This window comes from Streptomyces sp. Y309 (genome assembly GCF_056712025.1).
In genome coordinates, this window is record NZ_CM160048.1 from 4,017,284 (window position 1) to 4,040,453 (window position 23,170).

At 71.0% G+C, this 23,170-nt stretch carries 20 protein-coding genes; 4 read left to right on the forward strand and 16 right to left on the reverse strand.

What is annotated here, in order from left to right:
* Nucleotides 1-45: 45 nt before the first annotated feature.
* The 7 genes from AC0KTA_RS15830 to AC0KTA_RS15860 all read right to left on the reverse strand — a co-directional run bounded on the left by AC0KTA_RS15830 (nt 46) and on the right by AC0KTA_RS15860 (nt 6,268).
* A complete protein-coding gene (locus AC0KTA_RS15830; protein ID WP_481055760.1) occupies nt 46-648 on the reverse strand; it encodes a hypothetical protein in 603 nt (200 codons plus the stop codon).
* 27 nt (nt 649-675) lie between these two features.
* Nucleotides 676-1,971 (reverse strand): PE-PGRS family protein, encoded by a 1,296-nt coding sequence (locus tag AC0KTA_RS15835; protein WP_481055761.1) that lies wholly within the window; start codon nt 1,969-1,971, stop codon nt 676-678.
* A 36-nt stretch (nt 1,972-2,007) separates the two neighbouring features.
* The gene (locus AC0KTA_RS15840) at nt 2,008-2,859 is read right to left on the reverse strand and encodes a hypothetical protein (RefSeq protein WP_481055762.1); all 852 of its coding nucleotides are present in this window, start codon (nt 2,857-2,859) and stop codon (nt 2,008-2,010) included.
* A 56-nt stretch (nt 2,860-2,915) separates the two neighbouring features.
* Nucleotides 2,916-3,458 carry a hypothetical protein gene (locus AC0KTA_RS15845; protein ID WP_481055763.1) on the reverse strand — a complete coding sequence of 181 codons (543 nt, stop codon included), beginning with the start codon at nt 3,456-3,458 and terminating at the stop codon, nt 2,916-2,918.
* A gap of 73 nt (nt 3,459-3,531) precedes the next feature.
* Nucleotides 3,532-4,767: a mucin-2 gene (locus AC0KTA_RS15850; protein WP_481055764.1), complete on the reverse strand. Its 1,236-nt coding sequence runs from the start codon at nt 4,765-4,767 to the stop codon at nt 3,532-3,534.
* Nucleotides 4,768-4,862: 95 nt separating this feature from the next.
* Nucleotides 4,863-5,666: a hypothetical protein gene (locus tag AC0KTA_RS15855; protein ID WP_481055765.1), complete on the reverse strand. Its 804-nt coding sequence runs from the start codon at nt 5,664-5,666 to the stop codon at nt 4,863-4,865.
* Between the two features lie 68 nt (nt 5,667-5,734).
* Nucleotides 5,735-6,268, reverse strand: coding sequence for a DUF3093 family protein (locus AC0KTA_RS15860; protein WP_481055766.1), 534 nt, complete (start codon nt 6,266-6,268; stop codon nt 5,735-5,737).
* 268 nt (nt 6,269-6,536) lie between these two features.
* Between AC0KTA_RS15860 and AC0KTA_RS15865 the strand changes: the two genes are divergently transcribed.
* Together AC0KTA_RS15865 and AC0KTA_RS15870 are read left to right on the forward strand one after the other, a co-directional pair.
* Complete coding sequence (locus AC0KTA_RS15865) at nt 6,537-6,794, forward strand: hypothetical protein (protein ID WP_481055767.1); 258 nt, start codon at nt 6,537-6,539, stop codon at nt 6,792-6,794.
* A gap of 172 nt (nt 6,795-6,966) precedes the next feature.
* On the forward strand, nt 6,967-11,427 hold the full coding sequence (locus AC0KTA_RS15870; RefSeq protein WP_481055768.1) for an FtsK/SpoIIIE domain-containing protein: 4,461 nt from the start codon (nt 6,967-6,969) through the stop codon (nt 11,425-11,427).
* 118 nt (nt 11,428-11,545) lie between these two features.
* Here the strand turns inward: AC0KTA_RS15870 and AC0KTA_RS15875 are convergent, their stop codons facing one another.
* Complete coding sequence (locus AC0KTA_RS15875) at nt 11,546-11,824, reverse strand: WXG100 family type VII secretion target (RefSeq protein WP_051811534.1); 279 nt, start codon at nt 11,822-11,824, stop codon at nt 11,546-11,548.
* Nucleotides 11,825-11,993: 169 nt separating this feature from the next.
* Nucleotides 11,994-13,793, reverse strand: coding sequence for a serine/threonine-protein kinase (locus AC0KTA_RS15880; RefSeq protein ID WP_481056438.1), 1,800 nt, complete (start codon nt 13,791-13,793; stop codon nt 11,994-11,996).
* A gap of 225 nt (nt 13,794-14,018) precedes the next feature.
* On the opposite strand from AC0KTA_RS15880, the gene AC0KTA_RS15885 reads away from it, so the two are divergent.
* Nucleotides 14,019-15,056 carry an alpha/beta hydrolase gene (locus AC0KTA_RS15885; RefSeq protein WP_481055769.1) on the forward strand — a complete coding sequence of 346 codons (1,038 nt, stop codon included), beginning with the start codon at nt 14,019-14,021 and terminating at the stop codon, nt 15,054-15,056.
* 48 nt (nt 15,057-15,104) lie between these two features.
* Here AC0KTA_RS15885 and AC0KTA_RS15890 read toward each other — a convergent pair whose 3' ends face one another.
* Complete coding sequence (locus AC0KTA_RS15890; protein ID WP_481056439.1) at nt 15,105-15,917, reverse strand: menaquinone biosynthetic enzyme MqnA/MqnD family protein; 813 nt, start codon at nt 15,915-15,917, stop codon at nt 15,105-15,107.
* A gap of 375 nt (nt 15,918-16,292) precedes the next feature.
* On the opposite strand from AC0KTA_RS15890, the gene AC0KTA_RS15895 reads away from it, so the two are divergent.
* Nucleotides 16,293-16,496, forward strand: a complete 204-nt coding sequence (locus AC0KTA_RS15895) for a cold-shock protein (protein ID WP_108954893.1) — start codon at nt 16,293-16,295, stop codon at nt 16,494-16,496.
* Between the two features lie 90 nt (nt 16,497-16,586).
* On the opposite strand, the gene AC0KTA_RS15900 is transcribed toward AC0KTA_RS15895, so the two are convergent.
* From AC0KTA_RS15900 to AC0KTA_RS15925, 6 genes are read right to left on the reverse strand one after another with little or no spacing between them, the layout of a single operon-like run.
* Nucleotides 16,587-17,405 carry an ABC transporter ATP-binding protein gene (locus tag AC0KTA_RS15900; protein WP_481055770.1) on the reverse strand — a complete coding sequence of 273 codons (819 nt, stop codon included), beginning with the start codon at nt 17,403-17,405 and terminating at the stop codon, nt 16,587-16,589.
* Between the two features lie 7 nt (nt 17,406-17,412).
* Nucleotides 17,413-18,444, reverse strand: a complete 1,032-nt coding sequence (locus tag AC0KTA_RS15905) for an ABC transporter ATP-binding protein (protein WP_481055771.1) — start codon at nt 18,442-18,444, stop codon at nt 17,413-17,415.
* Entirely contained in the window at nt 18,444-19,295 is an 852-nt protein-coding gene (locus AC0KTA_RS15910) for an ABC transporter permease (protein ID WP_481055772.1), read from the reverse strand. Before AC0KTA_RS15910 ends, AC0KTA_RS15905 begins: the two co-directional genes overlap by 1 nt.
* Complete coding sequence (locus AC0KTA_RS15915) at nt 19,292-20,239, reverse strand: ABC transporter permease (protein WP_481055773.1); 948 nt, start codon at nt 20,237-20,239, stop codon at nt 19,292-19,294. Before AC0KTA_RS15915 ends, AC0KTA_RS15910 begins: the two co-directional genes overlap by 4 nt.
* Nucleotides 20,240-20,245: 6 nt before the next feature.
* On the reverse strand, nt 20,246-21,901 hold the full coding sequence (locus AC0KTA_RS15920) for an ABC transporter substrate-binding protein (protein WP_481055774.1): 1,656 nt from the start codon (nt 21,899-21,901) through the stop codon (nt 20,246-20,248).
* The gene (locus AC0KTA_RS15925; protein ID WP_481055775.1) at nt 21,898-23,091 is read right to left on the reverse strand and encodes a C45 family autoproteolytic acyltransferase/hydolase; all 1,194 of its coding nucleotides are present in this window, start codon (nt 23,089-23,091) and stop codon (nt 21,898-21,900) included. Before AC0KTA_RS15925 ends, AC0KTA_RS15920 begins: the two co-directional genes overlap by 4 nt.
* Nucleotides 23,092-23,170 lie beyond the last annotated feature (79 nt).

A 23,170-nucleotide genomic window follows, 5' to 3' on the forward strand; every position in this document is an offset into this window, starting at 1 on the left:
TGGGTACGGAGTGGGGCGTACCGGGCTGCCGCGGCGGCACGCCGGCTAGTGGCTCGACTCCTCGGGACGCGGGTCGAGCACCTTGCCGAGAAGCCCGGACACCCGGTCCGAAGCCGTGAGTTCGCGGGTTTCGATGTGCTCGAAGACGATGGCCAGGGCCAGGTCCACCGCGTCCGCGTCCCCTGTCACGGTGCCGAAGCTGCCGTGCCCCTTTCCGCGCGGATTCTTGCCGCGGGTCATGCTGATCTCGACCCCGGGGCGGCTCAGCGTCGCCGCCCGCTCGAAGCCCGCCACGGCGTACACGTACGGCCGCCCCTGGCACGTCATCTTGAGCGCCCGCGACTTGTTCCGGAGCGCCTTCTCATTGAATTCGAGCGGCACACGCTCCCCGCCCACGTCGAAGCGCGCGTTCTTCAGGCAGGGCCGGGCGGGTCCCACGGTGCGGTACACCACGTCGGGCATCTGCTCCCCGAACAACCGCGTCTCGTACTGCCGATGGCCACCCTTGAGGCCGGGCTTGCGCCACTCCACCTCCACGGTGACGTCACCGAACGGGCCCACCGTCCCCGTCAGCCCGTCCACCTTCCCGGCGCGGCCGGGCAGCTTCTTGCCCCGGTACCACTCCAGCTCGAACTCAAATTCCACCATGATCCCTCACCTGTTGTGGTCCCCTCCCTACCAGTTCATGGGGTTCAGTTTCGACTTGGCGATGCCCTTCCCGAGGTCCTTGGCCTTGTCCCCGACCCAGTCCTTCGCTTCTCCCGCGCCCTTCTTGATGTCGTCCCAGTGCTCGACGACCTTGGCCCCGCCGTAGACGGCTCCGGTGACGACGGTGGCGCCGATGGTGAACGGGTTGGGGGCGACCATCGCGGACGTCAGGGAGGCGTTGAAGCCGACCTCCGCCACATCCGCGACATATCCGGCGCCCTTCTTCTTGAACGCTTCGACCGGGTTCCCCTGCGCCACGACGTTGGCCGCGCTGACACCTGTGGACAGGGCGCTCGCGCCGACACCGGCTACGCGCAGGAAGCCGCCCGCCTTGCTCGCCGCGCCGAGGCCCTTGAGGAACGGGGAGGCCGTCCTGCCCGCGGCGATGACGCTCGGGCGGGCGTTGTTCAGCTTCTGGAAGTACGCGGCCGAGCGGCCCACGCGCAGCAGGCTGGCCTGGCCGGAGCGGGTCACCAGGGCTCCGGAGTGGGTCACTCCGCCGTACCGGGCGGCGAGCGCGTCCGAACCGACAAGGAAGTTGATGCCCCTGGTGACGAGCGGTGAGCGCACTCCGGGCAGCGCGCGGAACCCGTCCCAGCCCCGGGACAGCAGGTCCGCCCGGAATCCCGCCGAGAACGGCACCCGGCTTGCCTGCTGGTAGAGCCTGCTCCGGGCGAAGTGATTGCCCAACTGGCCCGGCAGCCAGCTCCCCGGAGCCGCCAGCGAACGCAGCTCACCCGCGGGGATGCGGAGCAGACCGCGCTGAGCGAGGGCGCGGTACGTGCCGGGGCGGCTCAGCCAGGAGGACTCCACGGCTGCCCGCAGCAGCCCTTGCTTCCACGAGTTCTTCAGGAAGACATTTCCCATGGCGGTGCCCGCGACGAGCGAGATGCCGCCGATCTTCACCGTGGTCATCACATCGCTGAGGTCGTTCAGGAACGTCTCGATGTCCTTCTCGCCGACCTCCTTCAGACCCGGCACCTTCGCCAAGTAATGCGCCTCGATCCGGGCCAGCCAGTCGCTGTACGTCTCCCGGTGACCGCGCTTGAAGAGCTGTTCGCCCCGCACGAGGGTCGCGCGCTTGCGCAGGTCGGGCGGGGTTGTCGTGACCCAGGTGCGCATCGGCTTGATGGGGGCCAGCTTGTCGGTGACGCCCAGCGTGGAGGCGCGGGTGAAGGCCTCGTCGAGCTTGTCCGCCAGGCCGCCCTTGCCGTCGATGAGCTTGGCGAGCTGGTCCAGGTCGTCCGGATTGACGTTACGCATTCTGATTCCCCCGTGCTTCAGGTGCTACGACGCAGTTCAGGCGGTGACCAGGTCCGCCTTGTCCGGCAGGAGGTCCGTGAGCTTGTCCCAGACCTCTCCGGCGCTGGACCGGACGAGCCGCAGCGTGCTCTCCGGGCCGACCTGGCCCTCCTCGATGGGCTCCTCGGGCTGCACCCGCAGCCAGTAGCCCTGGTCCCCGCAGTCCCACACCGCGATGCTGCGCACCGTCTGGTTTCCCTCGGCGCCCCAGGCCGTCGTCATGCGCCACGTGGAGTCGAGAGACAGCGTCAGGTCGACGAGCGCGCCGAGCTCGGGCTCGGCGAGGTCGCTCGCGGCGGAGAGGGCGGCGATGCCCGCGGCCCGGAGGTCCGCCGCCTCGTCGGAGACGCCTTCCAGGGCGGCGAACACCGCGTCCAGCGCGCCCATCGTCGTCGTGATCTCGGAGACCCGTGAGATCCCGGACGCGTTCTCGGAGACCCCCGCGATCCCCGGCTCGTCGCGCTCGCCCCGCCGCAGCTTGACCTTGCGGGCCATCTCCCACACCAGGGTCCGCGGCTCGATCGGGACGTACTCCGACTCCTCCTCGCCGGGCCACGCGTCGTGGGAGAACACGGCGTCCGGCCCCACGACCACCCCATGGGCGAGCGGGCCGTGCTGACCGGTCACCTCGGCCTGGATCATCACCACCGGGCTCGCCAGGGCGGTCAGGAACTCCCGGAGCAGCGGGGAGAGCTCGCCCTCGGGTCCGACCAGGCCGATTTGCTGAAGCTCACCAAGAGAGTGGTGCAGTTCGGCGGGCGGTGTCTCCTTGTCCAGGAGGTGGGCGAAGACGGCGAGATGGCGGTCGGCCAGCTTGAACCGGCCACGCGAGCTGTCGAAGGAAGGCATGTGGATCAGTGTTGCTTACACAGATCCATCGGTGCGGAGCGGGGTGACAACCGGACTCAGGAGGCGACGCGGGAGAAGATCCTTCCGGGGGCGGAGATCATCGCGCCCCGCAGCGAGAGATTGCGGGTGTAGACGCCCTCGAAGAGGATCGCCAGGCTGAGGTCCACCGAGTCCGTCGCTCCGGCGGTGCTGCCGGTGATGGTCTTCGGGTTCTTCCAGCTGGAGCGCGCCATCACGACCCTGGCTCCGTCACGTTCCAGCACGTGGTGCCGCTTGTTCTGCTCCTCGACGTACGCGTACTCCCGCCCGAGGGCCCAGATCCGCAGGCCCCGGGCCCGTTTGTCGACGCTCCACGCGTTCCGCGAGAACGACGCCGTCTGGCCCGCGACGGTCAGCAGCCCCCTGGCCAGGCGGGGTTGCACGGTGTAGCCGAGGCCGCGGAAGGTGGCGGGCGGGATGCTGTCGCCCCGTACGGCCGTTCCGACGTAGAGGCTCTGGTCGGCGGCAGGCACGACTTCGCGTGCCGGGTAGGCGAGTTCCACCGCTCCCAGGTTGGCGACCTCACCCGTCCACCAGTAGACGCGGTCACGCGCCCTCATCTGGGCGCTGGGTTCAGCCCGACGCAGTTCGAAGGAAAACCCGCTGCTCACCATTCCGCGTTCTTCTCCACTTCTAATCGAACGGGTTGAGCGACTTCACCAGGTTCTTGCCGCCCTCTTTGAGCTTGTCCACGCCTTCGCCGACCTTCTCCCCCGCCCAGCGTCCGGCATCGGCGACCTTGCCCGGGAACTTTTTCACCTTGTCCCAGTTGTCGATCATCGAGGAAACGCCGTAGACGACTCCGGTCACCGCGGCGGCGCCGATGGTCACCGGGTTGGGCGCGATCATCGCGGCGGTCAGCGAGGCGTTGAAGGCGACGCCGGAGACGTCCGAGATGTACCCGGCCTTGTCCTTCTTGAAGGCCTCGATGGGGTTGCCCTGCTGGACGAGGTCGAACGCGCCGATACCGGTGGCGGCGATGCTGCCTCCGATACCCGCGGCGCGCCACCACCCGGCGGTCTTCGCCGCCGCGCCCGCCCCGGAGGCGAAGGCCGCGAGCCTGCTGCCGCCGGTGGCCGTCTTGAGTGCGGCCGCGCCCTTTCCGACCTTGAGCAGGCTGGCCTCCCACGCGAACTGCTTGCCAGCGAGGGCCGCGTACTTGTCCGCTCCCGTGAGGACGTTGAGGATCGGGGCCGGCGTCCGGGCGCCGATGGAGGCGCCGAGCCGGGCGATCTTGCCCGGGATGTAGCTCGGCGCCTTGCCCTTCAGGATCTGGGCGAGCGTCGTGCCGGGCGCCTTGAGGGCGTCGCCCTTCTTGAAGTACTTCATGAGGCCGAGCGTTCCGGCGGCGGCCACCTTGAAGGCGCCCGGGACCGTGGAGGCCAGGGCGGTCAGTTCGATGTAGTCACTGACGACTTCGCCCAGGTTCTCGTTGTTCGTGACCTTGGCGACGGCGTCGCCCTTGACGCGGGTGATCCAGTCGCTGAGGGTCTCGCCGTCCTTCTTCTTCAGCCAACTGGGGTCGAACTTGCTGCCGTTGGCCACCGAGGCATTGGCGATGAGCATGATGTCCGGCGGCAGCTTCGCGTCCTTCAGCTGCTCCTTCGTGAAGCCCGCGTAGAGCGCCGCGGCCAGCGGGTCGCCGTCGCCCGCCCTGATGATCGCCGCCCGCCTGCGCAGATCGGGTGCCGTCTTCGTCACCCACGACGTCATCGGGTTGATGGGGGCGAGCTTGTCCCGGACGCCCAGGTTCGAGGCCCGCGTGAAGGCCTCGTCCAGGCGGTCCTGCAAGTTGCCCTTGCCCTCCAGCAGCTTGGCGAGCTGCTCGAGGTCCCCTGGCTTGGCGACACGCATGGAGCTGTCCGTCACTTGTCCCCCTGAATCCAACCTGACTGCATCGCGATTGCTGATTCGACTGCCACTCGGACGACCACCGGATTCGCCACTCGGACGACCACCGGGTGCTACGAAGCCGACTCGACGAGGAGCTGCTCCTGATCGGGAAGGAGGTCCGTGATCTGCTCCCAGATCTCCTTGGCCGTGACGCGCCGCACCTTCAGCTCGCTGCTCGCGTCCACCTGCCCCTCGCGGACCGGCTCCGCCGGGGCCTCCCGGACCCAGTAGCCCTCAAGGCCGCAGTCCCAGACGGCCAGCGCGGACACGCCGAGGCCGTCGGGGGCGCCCTCGCCGCCGGGCCACGCCACCGTCATGCGCCACATGCAGTTGAGCTGCGCCAGGACCTCCGCGAGGCGGACCGGGGCGTGCGCGGCCTCCGCGATGGCCGCGGGCTCGCCGGGGCCCTCGGATTCCATCCGGTCGAGGACGGCGTCGAGCACGCCCATCGTCGAGACGATCTCCTCGCCGACGTCATCGGCGTCGGCGTTGTCCTGGTGCAGATCCACCATCCGGGACAGCGCGAAGACCAGCATCTCGGGCTGCACGGGGGCGTACTCCGACTCCTCTTCCCCGGGCCAGCCCTCGTGCGTGAAGACGAAGTCGTTCCCCACCACCGCGCCGTGGTTCGTGACGCCCTGGGGTCCCGTCGTCTCCACGCGGGCGATGACGTGGGGCTCCATCAAGGTGGAGACGAGCGGGAAGAGTTCCGCCGAGATCTTGCCGTCCTCGTCGATGATTCCCGCGGCCCGCAGTTCGGAGTGCGCCTGCGACAGTTCGGCCGGCAGTTCCGCTTCCTCGACGAGCAGCCCCAAGACACTGATGTGCGCGTCCGACAGCCGCAGCCGTCGCCGGGCCGGATCCATGGCAGGCATGTTCTTCTCCCTCAGACCTGTGTGAGCTTGCCGCACAGTGTGTGGCGTAGGGGGCGGGCGGGGCCACCCTAAGGGTGCCGGTGCGGGGCGGCGGTCGTGCGGGACAGCGCGGCGAGGAAGGCCGCCCGGTCACGGGTGGCGATGGTGAGCCGCTCGCCCTGCCGAGTGCCGATCACGACGCTGTCCATGCCCATCGGTACGCCCCAGGCGCCGCCGACGAGCCGCGGGTTGCCCTGGTCGGCGGCGCGGAACCCGGGCAGCGGGGCGTCGACCGTGTTCAGGGAGGTGGCGTGGCGCTGCGCCGCTCCCGGGATCCCCTGACTCGCGGCCGCCTGGACGGAGCCCGGGTCGATGGCCGCGAGCGGAATGCGTTCACGGCCCACCCGCAGCGTCTGCGCGTCCAGCTCGATGCGGTGGTAGACGAACTTCGACAGCGGTACGGCCAGGCAGACCATGAGCGGCAGGAGGAACAGCGCGCACAGGCCCAGCCAGATACCGAGATCCTGGGGCAGCGACTCCACGCCCATGTACGCGATGCCGGCCAAGTAGACCACTATGCATATGACGGACCACGTTTTCGCGGGTTTCTCGACGTAATGCATGGTTCCTCACTGCGGGCTTCGATACGCGTACGACTGGTTGACGCTATCGATGCGTTCCGCAGTTCCGCCAATGATGATTCCTGGTCAAGTTGCCCCATAGCTGGCACCCTGCTGTCGCGGGCGGCGTGAGAATGGCAACGGATTACCGACGCCGCAAGGCGCCTGAGTACTCTCGTGCCAGGCCTCACTTCGATCCTGGGCGGCCCGGGGCGGCCCCTCGCTTCGCCCGGCAGGCCTGTATTGCCAGTTCAACGGGGAGGTAGTCGCGATGGCGGATCCAGAGCTGCAGGAACAGACAAAGAGGGCTACGCAGTTGCGCAGCCTCGCGGACCACATCGAGGACCTCCCGAAGGCCTCACGCACCTTCTCGACCACGCAGATGAAGGAGTGGTCAGGCCCGCACGCGGACGATGTGCGCGGCGACCTGAAGAGCTGGAAGACCAAATGCGAGAACGTCGCGGAGGCGCTGCGCACCGTGGCCCGCGAGTGCGACCAAGCGGTCAAGGACGCGAAGAAGGACAAGTGACGGACAAGTGAGGGACAAGTCCTGAACTGCCGCTTGCGGACCGGGCGAAGCACGTCCTGAGGCTTTTCGCCGAGACCTGAGGCTTTTCGCCGAGAGATACACATAACGCGCGGATTCACGCTCCGCGCAAGCACAGGAGTGGCCCTCGCAAGGGCCGAGAGGAATAGCCGGTATGCAGGTCATGGTGACCGCCGTACGGGAGGGTGCCACGCCGCAGGACGTCCTGCTGACCGTGGAGGAGGACGCGACGGTCGCCGACGCCGCGGCCTGTCTCACCGTCGCGGCCGACTCGGGCAACGTGGTCACGGGACGCTTCCCCGCCTCCCTCACCGTCCCCGGCACCGGGGCCGGCGCTCCCCAGCCCCTCGGCCAGAAGCGCGCTCCGAGCCTCTGGGTGGACGGAACCCTGCACGATCCGGCGGCCCCCGCCTCCGGGGCGCTGCGCGACGGCGTCCGCGTCACCACCGACGACTCCATCGGCCCCTTCCTGCGGGCGGGCGAGCCGGTGGGGCGGTTCGAGCTGCGGGTGTGCGGCGGCCCGGACACCGGCCGCGTCACCCGCGTACAGGCGGGCACCGCGAGCGTCGGGTCCGACGCCGCCTGCACCCTGCCGGTGGCCGACCCCACCGTCCCCGGCCTGGCCCTCCGGCTCTCCGTCGGCGTGGACGGGAACGTCACGCTCCACCCGCAGGACGGCGTACCCCTGATCCTGGACGACTCCCCCGTGGCCGCGGACTGTCCGTGGCCCACGGGACTGCTCGTCCGCGTCGGGGACACCCGGCTCGTCCTCGCCGAGACCGAGGCCCCGGACGCGCACCTGGCCCCCACCGACGACGGCGGCTACGCATACAACCGCCCGCCCCGGTTCTCCCCGCTGCGGCAGCGCCCGCGGATGACCGTGCCCGCCGAGCCCGTGAAGGGCGAGGGTCCGCGGCTGCAGCTGATCACCTCGTTCATCCCGGCCCTGTTCGGCCTGAGCATGTACTTCATGACCCGGCAGGTCTACACGCTGCTGTTCTGCGCCATGAGCCCCCTGATGATGCTCGGGTACTGGTTCAGCGAGGCGCGCCACACGCGCAAGAAGTACAAGCAGGAGCTGAAGGAGTACAAGAAGGCGCTCGTCGAGTTCGACGCGCGACTCGTCGAGCTGGGAAAGGCCGACCAGCGGGCCCGCCGCGCCGCCCACCCCGACCCCGCGGAGCTCCTGCTGTACGCGACCGGCCCGCGCCGTCGCCTGTGGGAGCGCCGGCTCGTCGACCCCGACGTCCTCCAACTGCGGGTGGGGCTCGCCGAACTGCCCGCCGACATCGAGCTCCGCTCCGCCAAGGGCAGCAGCTTCGACGAGCCGCCGGAGCCGCCCGTCATCGCCGACGTCCCCGTGGTGCTGCCGCTGCCGGAGCTGGGGGTGATCGGCGTGGCCGGCCGCCGCCCCCTCGGCCTGGCCGTCTCCCGCTGGCTGCTCGCCCAGGCCACCGGCCTGCACAGCCCGCGCGACCTCTCCCTCGTCGTGCTCTCCGCGGCCGCCGACGCCCGGGACGCCTGGGACTGGACGCACTGGCTGCCCCACACCGACCCCCAACTCGGCCAGGACTGCCTGTCGTTGGTGGGCTCCGAACCCGAGGTCGTGGGCCGGCGCATCAACGAGCTCCTCGCCGAGCTGGAGCGCCGCAAGGCGAGTTCGAGCGACTTCGGCGCCTCCAACCGGCTGCGCCCGGACCCCTTCACCCTGGTCGTCCTGGACGGCGCGCGACTGCTGCGCCGGATGCCTGGTGTGCCCCAGCTCCTCCAGGAAGGCCCGCAGCACGGCATCTTCGCCGTGTGCGTGGACGAGGACGACCGACTCCTTCCGGAGGAGTGCAAGGCGGCCGTCATCGGTCTTCCGGACCGGCCGAACCATGTGCGGATCAGCGGCGGCGGCCTGGAGAACGTCGGGGACGTGCTGGCCGACCAGGTGTCCACGGCCTGGTGCGAGCTGGTGACGCGGTCCCTGGCGCCGGTACGCGACGTCAGCCAGGACGACGCCGACGCCGCGCTGCCGACCGCGGCCCGGCTGCTTTCGCTGCTCGGCATGCCGGACCCCACGGGCGCCGACGTCGCCAAGATCTGGCGCCAGGGCGGGTCCACCACGGCCGCGCCCATCGGCGTCGCCGCCGACGGCCCCTTCGTCCTGGACATCCGCAAGGACGGGCCGCACGCCCTCGTCGCCGGCACCACCGGCGCGGGCAAGTCCGAGCTGCTGCAGACGATCATCGCGTCGCTGGCGCTCGCCAACCGGCCCGACGCCCTGAACTTCGTCCTCATCGACTACAAGGGCGGCAGCGCCTTCCAGGACTGCGCCCGGCTCCCGCACACCGTCGGCATGGTCAGCGACCTCGACGCGCACCTCACCGAGCGCGCCCTCGCCTCGCTGGCCGCCGAGCTGAAGCGGCGCGAGGAGATCCTGTTCGACACGGGCACGAAGGACCTAGAGGACTACAACGACACCCGGAAGATCCGCCCCGAGCTCGAGCCGATGCCCCGGCTCGTCCTGATCATCGACGAGTTCGCCTCGCTGGTCGCCGAACTGCCCGACTTCATCGCGGGCCTGGTGGACATCGCCCGCCGAGGCCGCTCCCTGGGCGTCCACCTCATCCTGGCCACGCAGCGTCCCGCCGGTGTCGTGAGCGCCGACATCCGGGCCAACACGAACCTGCGCATCGCGCTCCGGGTGACCGACGGGGGCGAGTCCTCCGACGTGATCGACGCGCCGGACGCGGGTGCCATCGCCAAGTCCACCCCCGGACGCGCCTACGTCCGGTCCGGGGCGCAGTCGCTCGTGGCCGTGCAGTCGGCGCGCATCGGTGGCCGCAGGCCCAGCAACGACGCGGACCGGCCGAAGGCGACCGCGTTCCCCGTGGACTGGTCCGCGTTCGGCCGCCCGGCACCGCGCGTCGCGGCGAGCGACGACGACGGGACGCTGGTCACGGACCTGAGCGTGCTCGTCGGCGCCATCCGTGAGGGCGCCGAGCTCATGGGCTTCGGCGAGCAGCGCAGCCCCTGGCTGCCGCCGCTGCCCGACCTGCTGTGGCTGGGCGAACTCCCCGAAGCGGAGGAGGTGGAGCCGCGGGCGGCGGACGAGGTCCAGCCCATCCGCATCGGCCTCACCGACCTGCCCGCCCAGCAGCGGCGGGCTCCGCTGGCGCTCGACCTGGTGCACGGCGAGCACATCATGCTGGCAGGCGGCGCCCGCTCGGGCCGCTCCACCGCCCTGCGCAGCCTGGCCGGTTCCCTCGCGGCCAACACGTCACCCGCCGACGTCCATCTGTACGGCATCGACTGCGGCGCCAACGCCCTGCTGCCGCTGGCCAACCTGCCGCACTGCGGTGCCATCGTCACGCGCGACCAGCCCGACCGCGTACGCCGCCTGCTCGACCGGCTGACCTCCGAGATCGCCCGCAGGCAGCAGTTCCTGGCCCTGGAGGGGCTGTCCAGCGCGGCCGAGCAGCGGGCCATCGCCGCCGCCGAGGACCGGTTGCCGTGGATGGTCCTCCTCCTCGACAACTGGGAGGGCTATGTCGCGGCCTTGGAGGGCATCGACTACGGGCGGCTCATCGACATGGTCACCAAGATCTTCCGGGAGGGCGCGGCGGTCGGCGTGAAGGTCGTCATGACCGCGGACCGCAGCGGCTTCAGCGGCCAGGTCTCGCCGTCGTTCGCGGACAAGCTGATCCTGCGGCTCACGGACGCCAACGAGTACTCCCTCGCGGGTCTTTCCGCCCGCGAGGTGCCCAAGGACATGCCGTCCGGCCGGGCGCTGCGCCTGACCGATCAGGGTGTCCAGGAGAGCCAGATCGCCCTCCTGGCGCCGGACCCGTCGGGCCAGGCCCAGGTCGCCGCCCTGCGTGAGATCGCGCAGGAGGCGCAGCGCGTCCACCCGGTGCCGCCGAAGAGCCGCCGGCCCCTGCGCGTGGACGAGTTGCCCATGCGGATCACGCTGGACCAGGTGCGCGCTCTCGACCCCGCGTTCGTCCCGCCGTCGCCGCTCTGGTCCCTGTTCTGTGTCGGCGGTGACGAACTGGAGCCGATCGGCATCGACTTGGAGGAGTCGGGCCCTGGCTTCGTGATCGCGGGACCGCCCAAGTCGGGGCGCTCGACCGCCTTGCTGGTGGCGGCGCGGAGCCTGCTGGCGAACCAGGTGCCGCTGATCCTGGTCACGCCCCGGCGTTCGCCGTTGCGATCACTCGAGGACGAGGCCGGCGTACTCGGCGTACTCACCGCGGACAGTTCGGAGCGCGACCTCAAGGACCTCGTCGAGCGCGCGGACGGCAAGTTCGCCGTCGTGGCCGACGACGCGGACATGCTCTACGACGGGTCCCTGGACCGGCCGTTGGAGGAAGTCGCGCAGAACGGCCGGGACGGCGGCATCGCGGTGATCGCGGCGGGCGCCACGGACACGCTGAGCTCGCAGTACCGCGGATTCGTGGTGGAGGCGCGGCGCTCGCGCCAGGGGATGATCCTCTCGCCGCAGAGCGCGTCGGACGGCGAGATCTTCAACGTCCGGGTGCCGACCGGCTCCGGTGGCGGGCCCGTCGGCCGCGGCATCCTCGTGCGCAGCGGGCAGATGATGCCTGTGCAGGCCATCCTCGACGCATAGCCCCCGACCGACCCGCGACGGGCTGCTGACGACATGAGTGGGGGGCCACCGTTTCCGGTGGCCCCCCACTCATGTACCGCTGTGTGCCGCGGAGTTCAGGACCCCGCGTCGGCCCACGTCAGACCGACGTCGCCTGCTCGATCCTGTCGTGGCTGTTCTTGGCCGACTTGTAGGCGTCGCCCAGCGAGTCCGCGAGACGGTTCAGCTGCGGCTTGAACTCACGCCAGTCGTCGCGGAACCGGTCCGCGCCCGGGCCCTTCCAGAAGCCGTGGCTGTCATTGGCCTGACCGTCCAGGAGATGGATGAGGTCACGGACCTCACCCTCCTTCTTCTGGAACGCCTCGTACAGCTTCTGGAGCTTCTCGAGTTTTGCACCGCGGTCGATGTCGTCAGCCATCGATACCTCCCCGTATCACGAAAGTAAAGATTCTCAACTGCCACGTGGGACGCTACCGCACCTGTCAATCCACAGGATTGACGCCCTCCGCTCTGTTGCATGACTGGTGCATTCTGCGAATCCCCCATACCGCTGCAGAGCCGCATATGTCCCCCGGTTTCCCCGGAGTTCAGCCGACCTTCTTGAGCCGAGCCTCCGGATCCCCCGCCTTCGGGTCCTGTGACGTGTAATGCAGTTCCGCGCCGACCGGGCGCAGCCGGACCGTGTGGGACGCCTGGGAGCACTGGCCTTCGTTGGACTTGTCGCCGACTCCGGTGGCCACGAGTTCCTTCTGGGTGGCCGACTTGAGGGTCAGGATGTCGACGCACTTGTTGCCGATGGGGTCCGTCTGCGTCACCGTGCCGATGCGCCGGCCGGGGGCGGGGACCTGGCTGACGGTGACGTCGAAGGTGCCGAGCGGTACGAGGCCGTCCTGTGCGGTTGCCTTGCCGCGCCACTTGCCCAGGTAGCGGGCGGGTACGGCGCCGTCCTGCGGGGTCTGCGCGTCGCCCGTCGCGGCCGGCGGGCGGCCCCCCGAGTCCTTGCCCGCGCCGTCGCCCCCGCCCTCGCCCGGCAGCAGGTTGAACACGAACACCGAGCCCACCGTGACCGCCGCCAGCGCACCGGCCACCGCCAGGACCAGCGTGCAACTCATCTTCCGGCCCCGGCCGTCGGGCCGCGCGGGCGCCGTCGTCGCCGCCACGGACAGGGAGAGCTTGCCGGGTCGCGAGGCGTCGTCGGCCGGCCCACTGTCCGCCGCCACGGGCGCCGCCGCGCCGTCTCCGTACGGCCCGCTCTCTCCGTACGCCGCGCTCTCTCCGTACGCCGCGCTCCCTCCGTACGCCGCGCTCCCTCCGTACGCCGCGCCCTCTCCATACGACGCGTCCGGCGGCCCGAACACCCCCACCGCCGGGCCGCTGAACGGCACCGGCCCCGAGACCGGCACCGGAGAACCGCCCGCGGCTCCGGGAGCGCCCCCACCGCCCGCCGCACCAGAAGCGCCCCCGGCGCCGGACTGCCCCACCGCCCCCGTGTCCAGGTCCAGGTCCAGCAACCGCACCGCACTCCGGCTCACCCGCTCCACCAGCGGTCCGGGCAGCCAGCCCGCCGACACCAGCGCGGCCGCCCCGGCGGGGGCGAGGTGGTGGGCCAGGGCGGCGGGAGTGGGCCGCGCGTCGGGGGACTTGGCCAGGCAGGACGCCGCGAGGTCGCGCAAGTCGCCGGTCAGCGAGCCCAGTTCGGGCTCCTCGTGGACGACCTTGTAGAGGAGCGCGGCGGAGGAGTCGCCAGGGAAGGGGGAGCCGCCGGTCGCCGCGTAGACCAGGACCGCGCCGAGGGAGAAGATGTCCGCCGCGCCCGTGACGCCTTTGCCCAGGATCTGTTCCGGGGACATGTAGCCGGGCGAGCCGATGGAGACGCCCGTGGAGGTCAGGGACGCCGTGCCGTCCGTCGCCCGCGCGATGCCGAAGTCGATCAGGCGGGGGCCGTCCAGGGTCAGCAGGACGTTGGACGGCTTCACGTCGCGGTGCACCAGGTCCAGGCCGTGGACGTGCGCGAGGGCCTCCGCCAGGCCCGCGCCGAGGACGCGCACCGAGTGCTCGGGCAGCGGGCCCGCGTCCCGTACCGCCTCCGTCAGCGACGGGCCCGCCGCGTACCCCGTCGCCACCCACGGCACCGACGCCTCCGGGTCCGCGTCCAGGACCGGGGCCGTCCAGTCGCCGCCGACCCGCCGGGCCGCCTCGACCTCGCGGCGGAAGCGGGCGCGGAACTCCTCGTCGAGGGCGAAGTGCGGGTGCACGATCTTCACGGCGACCGTGCGGCCGCCCGCGCTGCGGCCCAGATAGACCCGGCCCATGCCGCCGGAGCCGAGCCGACCGAGCAGGCGATAGGGCCCGATGGTGGTGGGTTCGTCCGGTTCGAGCGGTTGCATGGCGAAGGCCTCCCCCAGATGCGCCGACCGCATGCCCGCAGCGTAAGCGAGGACGCGTACGAAGGCGCACACGGTTCACGCGCGGCAGGCGGACCGCGGGACTCCGGCGGGAAGGGACCGCGGGGTCCCGCAGGATGAGGGCCCGGCGCGGGAACGCGTCGCACTCCAGCACCCTCTATCTGTTCGTAAATGAGCAGATTGCCCCGTACGTCTCGATGGAGCGCCATGAACCCCCGCTCGACCCGCCGCCGCCCCGCGCTCACCGCCGCCGCCCTCGCCACGGCCATCGCGGCGGCGCTCCTCACTGGCTGCTCCTCCGACCAGGACAAGGGCGAGCCCATCTCCTTCGACAACCCGAAGGCGTCCGCCGGGGGCCACAGCACGCCCGGCAGCCAGGTGAAGAACAGCGGGACCCGGCTGCCCACCGGCCCCCGCGCCGCCTTCACCACCGAGAGCACCCTCGAGGACGGCACCAAGATCGGCGTGACCACGCTGCACGGCAAGAAGTCGGGGTTCACCGGAAAGGTCTGGGTCTGGGCGCCGAAGCAGTACTTCGACCCGAAGTACGCGCACAGCGGCTTTCCCGTACTCATCGCGCTGCCGGGCGGTCCCGGCTATCCCAACAACTATTGGATGGGCACGGACCTGAAGCTGGAGAGCTCCATCGCCAAGTGGTCCCGCGAAGGAAAGAGCCTGCCGTTCATTGTCGTGATGCCCGTCCTCAATCCCGACGACAAGTTCTATTACGACGGCAGTGACATACCGGGGCAGCCGAAAATGGGCACCTGGATGACGGACGACGTACCCGATTTCGTGAAGGCCAATTTCCGGACCTACAAGTCCCGCGACGGCTGGGGCTTCATGGGCTCCTCGTCGGGCGGATTCGTCGGGCTGAAGGCGGTCCTGAAGCACCCGGACCGGTTCAAGGCGGTCATCGCCAGCGGGCCCGACACGGTGCCCGACTCGCCCCTGTGGCGCGGGCACGAGGCCGCGCGCCTGGCCAACGACCCGGGACGGCTCGCCCAGCGCCTCATCGCGCGCAAGGGACCGGAGGTCGACATCGCCTTCCAGGTCGGCACGGCGGAGCGCGGCGAGGCGAACCTGCGCGCGTTCATGAAGAAGTACGGAAAGGGCCCGGTCAAGACCCGCCTCAACGTCATCCAGGGCGGCCGCCACAGCGCCCACTCGTACGTCCCGGGCATGGGGAACGGGCCCATCCAGTGGATCAGCGAGCGGATGAAGGGGCCGGTAGCGAGCAAGTGACGACCGAAGGCGGCCGCCCCCTTGCATGCGAGGCGGCCGCCCCGCCGCCTACGGCTGGAGCAGTTCCACCCGCACGTCCGCCGCGAATCCCGTCGTCGGCCCGACCCGCCGCGCGAACTCCGCGACGCCCTCCAGCTGCGCGCCGCCGAAGCGGAAGTCGAGCGTCGTGAAGTACCGCTCCAGGACGCCCGCGTCGAACGCCTCCCAGCGCGCCGCCTGCTCGGAGACCTTCGTGACCTCCTCCAGGGACAGGTCCCGCGAGGACAGGAACGCCTTGTGCACCTCGCGCACCACCTCGGGCTCGCGCGCGAGGTAGTCGCGCCGCGCCGCCCACACCGCGAAGACGAACGGCAGGCCCGTCCAGTCCTTCCACATCTGTCCGAGGTCGTGCACCTCCAGGCCGAGCCGCGGGCCGTCGATGAGGTTCGCGCGCAGCGCCGCGTCGCCGATCAGGACGGCGGCGTCCGCCTCCTGCATCATCAGGCCGAGGTCGGGCGGACACGTGTAGTAGTCGGGCCGTACGCCGATCTTCTCGGCCAGCAGGAGCTGCGCCAGGCGTACGGACGTACGCGAGGTCGAACCGAGCGCCACGCGCGCCCCGTCGAGCCGGTCGAGCGGCAGCTGCGACACGATCACGCAGGACATCACCGGGCCGTCGCAGCCCACGGCGAGGTCCGGGAAGGCGACGAGTTCGTCGGCGTTCTTCAGGAACTCGACCAGCGTGACCGGCGCGACGTCCAGCTCGCCGCGCACGAGCTGCTCGCTGAGCTTCTCCGGGGTGTCCTTCGTGAGCTCGAAGTCGAGGAGGGTGCCGGTGCGGGCGAGGCCCCAGTACAGGGGCAGGCAGTTCAGGAACTGGATGTGACCGACGCGCGGCCGTGCGGTGCGGGCGGAGCCGGCCCCGCCCGCGGTGTCGGCGGCCGGGGTGTCTGCGGGAGAATTGTCCACATCGTGAGGCTAGCCCTGTCGTCGTGCGGTACGGGCGGCGGGGCCCCGGAGCGGTCCCCGTCAACCCTCCTTAAGATCACGTCAAACCTCCGGGTGACGTGATCTTGATCCCTATTGCTTCCGGGTGCCTGCGTGCTAAGCTCGCCGCAAGTTGCAGTTTGGTTTCCCTTGCAGTACAGAGCCTGCGGAGCATGTGACCCGCAGGCTCTCGTCGTTTTCAGACTTTTGCAGTTGTTTCAACAATCGCAGGTTCTGGAGCAGGGCAACCCTTTGGCCCAAGGAGGGCTTATGGCTACCGGAACCGTGAAGTGGTTCAACGCCGAAAAGGGCTTTGGATTCATCGCCCAGGAAGGCGGAGGCCCCGACGTCTTCGTGCACTACTCCGCGATCAACGCCAGCGGTTTCCGCTCCCTTGAGGAGAACCAGGCCGTGACCTTCGACGTCACGCAGGGTCCGAAGGGCCCGCAGGCGGAGAACGTCACCCCCCAGTAGTGGTGGGTTGATCCGGAACGGAAGCAGTACCCAAGGAGCCCCGCACCCTCGCATCCGCGAGGGCAGCGGGGCTCCTGCCTTTTCTCTGGTTCACACCGGGCGCAGGGCCTCCCTCGCGCGGGCCGCGTCTGCCGGGTCCCAGCCTTCCGCTGTCGGTACGGATGCCAGGAGCAGGTGGGTGTACGGGTCCTCGGGCGCCGTCAGGACGCGGCGTGTCGGGCCCTGTTCCACCACCGTGCCGGCGCGCATCACCAGGACCTCGTCCGTGACGTGCTGGACCACCGCCAGGTCGTGGCTCACGAACACCAGGGCCACCGCCGTCTCCCTTCTGATCTCCGCCAGGAGCTGCAGGATCTGGGCCTGGATCGATACGTCCAGGGCGGCGACCGCCTCGTCCAGGACCAGGATCCTGGGGTCCACCGCCAGGGCCCGGGCTATCGCCAGGCGCTGGCGCTGGCCGCCGGAGAGGTCCCTCGGGCGGGCCTCGGCCTCCCGTGCGCCCAGGCCCACGCGGTCCAGGAGGTCCCTCGCCGTGGACTCCTGTTTTCCGTGCAGGCGTAGGGCCGTGTGCAGGCACTGGGTCGCGGTGAGGCGGGGGTCCAGGGAGACGTAGGGGTCCTGGAAGACCATTTGGATCTCCCTTGCCCTCGTCAGGCGGGCCGCTTTGCCCCTTGGGGGGCGGGGTTCGCGTTCTCTGCCCGCCACCGTGATGCTGCCGTGGTCCGGGCGGGCGAGGCCCACGAGCATTCTGGCCACCGTTGTCTTGCCCGAGCCCGACTCGCCCACTATGCCCAGGGCTCCGCCCTCGGGGACCGTGAAGCTCACGTTCTCGGCGGCCGTGTGAGCGCGGCCTCCCGGGAGGGGGTACGTCTTGCTGAGGTGCTGTGCTTGCAGCAGGTGCGTGGTCATTCGTGGGTCACTCCGTCCTTGTCGGCGCCGTCGGCCTGGGGCTGCCTTTAGGGGTCGGGACCCGCCCTGCGGGACGATTGCCCACAGCGGTAGCGGCAGTCGTCGGCTCGTCGCCCACCAACGTGCATGCCGCCTCGCCGCCGTCCGGCAAGTGGACCGGTTCTGGGTGCCAGGTCTCGCAGGTTGGCAGGGCCCGGTCGCAGCGCTTCACGAACGGGCAGCCCGTGAACGAGTCCGCGAGGGATGGAGGGCGGCCCGGGATCGGGTGGAGCGGGGCTTCGAGGTTGTCCAGAGTCGGGGAGCAGGACAGGAGGCCCTGGGTGTAGGGGTGGGCGGGGGTCGTGAAGAGGGCCTTGGCGGTGCGGGACTCTACGACTCGGCCCGCGTACATCACGTACACGCGGTCGCAGTACGCAGCCGCCAGGTGCAGGTCGTGGGTGATGAAGAGGAGACCCAGGCCGTGTTCGGCGCGCAGGCCGCGCAGCAGGGCGAGGATGTCGGCCTGGGTGGTGACGTCCAGGGCGCTGGTCGCCTCGTCGGCGAGGAGCAGGCGCGGGCGGGCCGCGAGTGCGCCCGCGATGACGACGCGCTGGAGCATGCCGCCGGAGAGTTCGTGCGGGCGCTGGCGGATCCGGCGTTCCGGGTGCGGCAGGCCCACGGAGGCGAGCAGTTCGACCGCCTCGGACCTGCTCGCGCCCCGTTCGACGAGGAAGTCGCCGACGCGGCGCACCGGGTTGAGGGCGGCCCGCGGGTCCTGGTGGACCATCGCGACGGAGCCCGCGCGGTGGGCGCGCAGCCGTTCGCCGGTGAGGCCGAGGACTTCGGTGCCGTCGAAACGTACGGAGCCGGAGGCCGTCGAGCCGGACGGGAACAGGCCGAGTGCCGCCTTCGCCGTCGTCGACTTGCCCGAGCCCGACTCCCCCACCAGGGCGACGACTTCGCCCGGGGCGACGCTCAGCGACACCGAGTCGAGGAGCGGGCGGGCGGCGCCCGGCATCCGCAGCGTCAGGTCCGCCACTTCCAGGAGCGCTTCGGTCATCACTGCCTCCCCAGACGGTCGGCGGCCCAGACGCCGACGACGTTGAAGCACACGACCACCAGGGCGATGGCCGTACCGGGCACGAGGGCGGGCAGCATCGCGCCCTGGACGATCGCCGCCTGGCCCTCCTGCACCATCAGGCCCCAGTCGGAGGACGGGGGCTGGGCGCCGAAGCCCAGGTACGAGAGGGTCGCGAGGGACATCAGGGCCTCGCCGAAGAGGACCACCAGGTAGCCGAGGATGGCGCGGGCCAGGTTCGGGACGACGTGCCGGGCGCAGATGCGGAGGCCGCCCATGCCCTGGACGCGGTAGGCGTCGACGTACGGCTTGCGGGCCTCCGAAAGCGCCAGGGAGCGCGTGTACTTGGCGATGGTCGGGGTGAAGGCGAGGCCGAGGGCCAGGACGGACGTCGTCATGCCCGCGCCGAACACCGCGATGATCAGGACGGTGAACAGCAGGCCCGGGAACGCGTACATCACGTCCGTGAGCCGGGAGACAAGGGCGTCCACCCAGCCGCCGCGCCAGGCCGCGAGCACCCCGAGCGTCACGCCGAGGACGCCCGCGACGGCGAGCAGGGCGAGGGGCGCGATCAGGCTGCTGCGGGCGCCGTACAGAGCCCGCGAGAGCAGGTCCTGGCCGGAGGAGTCGGTGCCCAGGAGGTGGTCTCGGCCGGTGCCGACGAGGGAGGACGACAGGTCGATGGCGTCGGGGGCGTACGGCGCGAGCAGGGGCGCGCACACGGCCGCCATGACAACCAGGGCGAGGATGGTGCCCGCCACCAGGACGCCTACGGGGCGCCGTCCGCGTACACGTACAGGGCCCGCAAGAGCGGGAGTCTCGATCGCGGTCATCTGGCCGCTCCCTTCACGCGTGGGTCGAGGAGCGGATGGACGGCGTCCACCAGCGTCGTGACCACGATGTATCCGGTGACCATCAGGAGCAGGACGGCCTGGGCGACGGGGAAGTCGTGGGTGTTGATGGCGCCGACGAGCAGCGAGCCGATGCCGCTGAGCCCGAAGGCGGTCTCCACGACGACGGTGCCGGCGAGCATGCCCGCCATGACCAGGCCGCACATCGTCACGATCGGGCCGAGCGCGTTGCGCAGGACATGACGGCGGACGATGTCCCGCTCGGGCACGCCCGAGGCCCGCGCCGCCTCCACGTGGTCGGAGGCCGCCGCGTCCGCCATCGCCTGCCGGGTGACGCGGCTGACGATCGCGAGCGCGCCGAGCGCCAACGACAGGGCGGGCAGCGTCAGATGGCGCACCGTGCCCAGGAACCCGGACCCGCTGCCCGTCACCGGGAACCAGCCCAGCCGCACCCCGAAGAACGACACAAGGGCGATCGCCGCGACGAACGACGGCACCGACGCGGCCAGCGTCGTCGCGCCCACCACCGCCGAGTCCACCCACGTGGACCGCTTCACGGCGGCCAGCACGCCCGCGCCGACGCCGAGGACGACGAACAGGACCGTGGCGTACAGGACGAGTTGGAGGGTGGTGGGGAAGCGGGCGGCCACCAGGTCGGCCACCTGGTCGCTGTACTTGAAGGAGCGGCCGAGGTCCAGGTGGAGGCAGTCCCACAGCCAGCGGCCGTACTGCACGAACAGGGGCTCGTCCAGGTGGTACTCGGCGCGCACCTGCGCGAGCCGTTCCGGTGTCAGCTTGTCGCGGCCGCCCGCGAGGAACACGGCGGGGTCGCCGGGCGCCGCGTACACGGCGGCGAAGATGACGAACGACGCGGCGAGGAGCGTGGCGAGCACGCCGGTGACGCGGCGCAGCAGACGGAGTGGCATGGTGCCTCACCCGGCCTTTCGCGGGCCGAGCTCGGCGGCCCACGGGTAGTAGAGATATGCCTGCGAGGCGGGCGGTCCGGTCAGCTTGTCGCTGAGGACGAGTGCCGTCGGCACCTGTGCCACCGGGATCCAGACGGCTGCGGCCACGAACCGCCGCTGGATGTCGGTCGCGAGCCGGGCCCTGCGCCTGTCGTCGAGCGTGGCGAGGGCGCGGCCCACCAGGCGGTCGTACGTCGCGTCCTTGAAGCCGACCCAGTTGTTGGAGGAGTCGGAGAGGCCGTTGTCGTAGAAGCCCATGGGGTCGGACTTGGAGATGTACCAGTCGCCGACCAGGGCGTCGATGTCGGCGCGGGCGCCAGGGTCGCTGTAGAACTCCTCGAACTGGGCCGGTGGCACCGTCTTGATCTGTGCCTTCAGGCCGATGCGCTGGAGCGCGGCGCGGGTGGCGTTGGCGACGACCGTGCGGCCCTGGCTGCTGTCGGTGCCGATGACGATCGGGTCGCCCGGGGCGCCCGCCTCCTTCACCAGCTTCTTGGCCTCGGCGAGGTCGTCGGCGGTGGGCGTCACGGGCGCCAGCGCCGTCAACTTGCGCTGGGCGGCGGCGAAGTGCCGCTTCTCGTACCCCCAGGCGCCCGCACCGACGGGCGCGGCCCACGGCTGCACGAGCCCGCCGTAACCGGAGTTGGCGATGCCCTTACGGTCCAGGGCGAGGGACAGCGCGCGCCGGATCGCCGGGTCCTTCAGGCCGCCGCGCGCGGTGGGGATGAGGACGAGGGACGCGGTGGAGGGGCCGTAGTACTGCTTGAGGCCCTTGGCGGTGCGCAGGGCGGCGGCGGTGTTGGGGGACTCGGCGTACGCGCCGTCGGCGGCGCCCGTCTTCAGGGCGTTGACGAGGGCGCTGTCGGAGGCCCAGCGGAAGTCGACACGACGGGTCAGCGGCTGCTTGCCCCAATACCCCTCGTACGCCTCGATGCCAATCGAGTCGCCGGACTTCCAGCTCTTCAGGCGGTACGGACCCGAGCAGGCGTCGGCCTGCCCGGGCGTGCCGAACTCCTTGCCCGCGGCCTTCACTTGGCGTGGATTCCAGACGATGCCCGCGTCCCCGGCGAGCGCCTTGGTGAACAGGGCGTCGGGCCGCTTGAAGCGGACGGTGATCTCACGCGCCCCGGTCTGCTCCATCTTCTTCACGTTGCCGAACTCGTCGGCCTGTTCCATGTCCGGGTCGGCGTGCCGCTTCAGGCTCCACAGGACGTCGGCGGCGGTGAGCTTCGAGCCGTCGTGGAAGGTGACGCCGTCGCGGACGGTCAGGACGAGGGTGCGGCTGTCGGGCGTGCGGGCCTTCTCGGCGAGGAAGGGCTTGACGCTCATGTCGGGCTGCAGCTGGTAGAGCCGCTCGCAGATGTTGGTGAGGACGACGCGGCCCGCGCTGGTGCCCTGGGTGTCGAGGTCGAGGGAGTCGGGCTCGTCCTCCAGGAGCCAGTCGGCGCGGTCGAGTTGGCCGCGCGCGGGTGCCGTCGTCGGGGACAGCTTGAGCGCGGCGGCGTCGGCGGGCTTGCCGCCGAGGGCGGAGGTGTCGGCCCCGGCGCAGCCCGCGGCGGCGAGCAGGGCGGTGGCGGTGAGCCCGGCGCCGACGGCCCGGCGGTGCCGGTGTCGTGTGGTCATCTGGCGTCTCCGTACGGGCCGTCGTAGAGGTTCCACGGAAGGTGCTGGTAGTCGCGGTCGCAGGGGGTGCCCGCGGTGACGCGGTAGTCGCCGGTCGTCAGGTCCACGCAGGAGGAGACGAGGGTGGCCCAGTGCTCGATCTCGGGGCGGCGCGGGTCGGGGTGGGTGCACAGGGACTCGGGGTGGCCCAGGTGGTCGGACATGGCCTGCTTGACGATCTTCAGGGATTCGTCGGGGCCGGTGGCGGCGCGCAGGGCGCGCAGCCCCTGTTCGGCGCGCGGGACGCGGACGAGGGAGTCCGGGGACAGCGGGCGGTAGTCGCGGGCGAGGGCGGCGGGGACGCCCGCCTGGTAGTGGTTGCCGTGCACGAGGAGGCCGTCGGCCGGATACATCCAGCCGTGCCCGGCGGGCGTCGTCTCCAGGTCGAGCGCGAAGCCTTCGCGGCAGGTCAGCAGGGCGTTGGAGGCGATGTGGGCGCGGGTGCGGCAGAGCACGTCCACGGCGTCGGTGATCACGTGCTGGTCCAGGACGCTGCGGCGTACGACGGTCTGCGGCAGGCCGACCGCGTCGCTGAAGCGGCCGCCGAGGCCGTTCGCGTTGAGGGCGATCCCGGCGGAGTTGGCGCCCTGGCGGCCGATCTGGCCGGCCTCGACCTGCATGATCAGGGTGGGCTTCGGGGGCTGGACGATCCGCAGCATCACGACGGTGTCGGCGACGCCCGCGCGCCAGTCCCAGTTCTGCCCGGCGTAGACGTGACCGTCGCCGCTGGCTTCGCCGTAGGCGGCGAAGGAGGTGCAGCCGTCGGGGATGTCCTCACCGGCGTCTGCCCGGGCGGCGGCCATGTCCTTGAACGAGCGGTCGTAGATGACCTCGCCGCGGGCGTTCAGGGCGAGTACGTCGAGCAGGCCGACGCCCGCACCCTCGGCGATCCCGGCCATTTCCTCGGCGAGATGCGGCGCGTAGTCCTCGACCGGCTTGAGCCAGCGGGCGGCACGGGCGGTGACCTGGTCCCAGGTCAGCCCGGCCGACCGGCCGAACGCCGCCTCGTAGTACGCGATTGCCGCGTGCAGCTGGGGGCGGACGGCCTCGCCGTACTGACGGCCGCGGGCGGTCGGGGTGCCGGATATCTCCACGACCGGGAGCGTTCGGGACCGGTCTGTGGGGACTGCCGGGGCGGTGCGCGGTGCCATGCTTCTCCTCGCGACGGAGAGGTCCCCGCGACCGCCGTCCTGTAACGTCGGTTACGGAACTCTCTCTCCTTGGAATGCG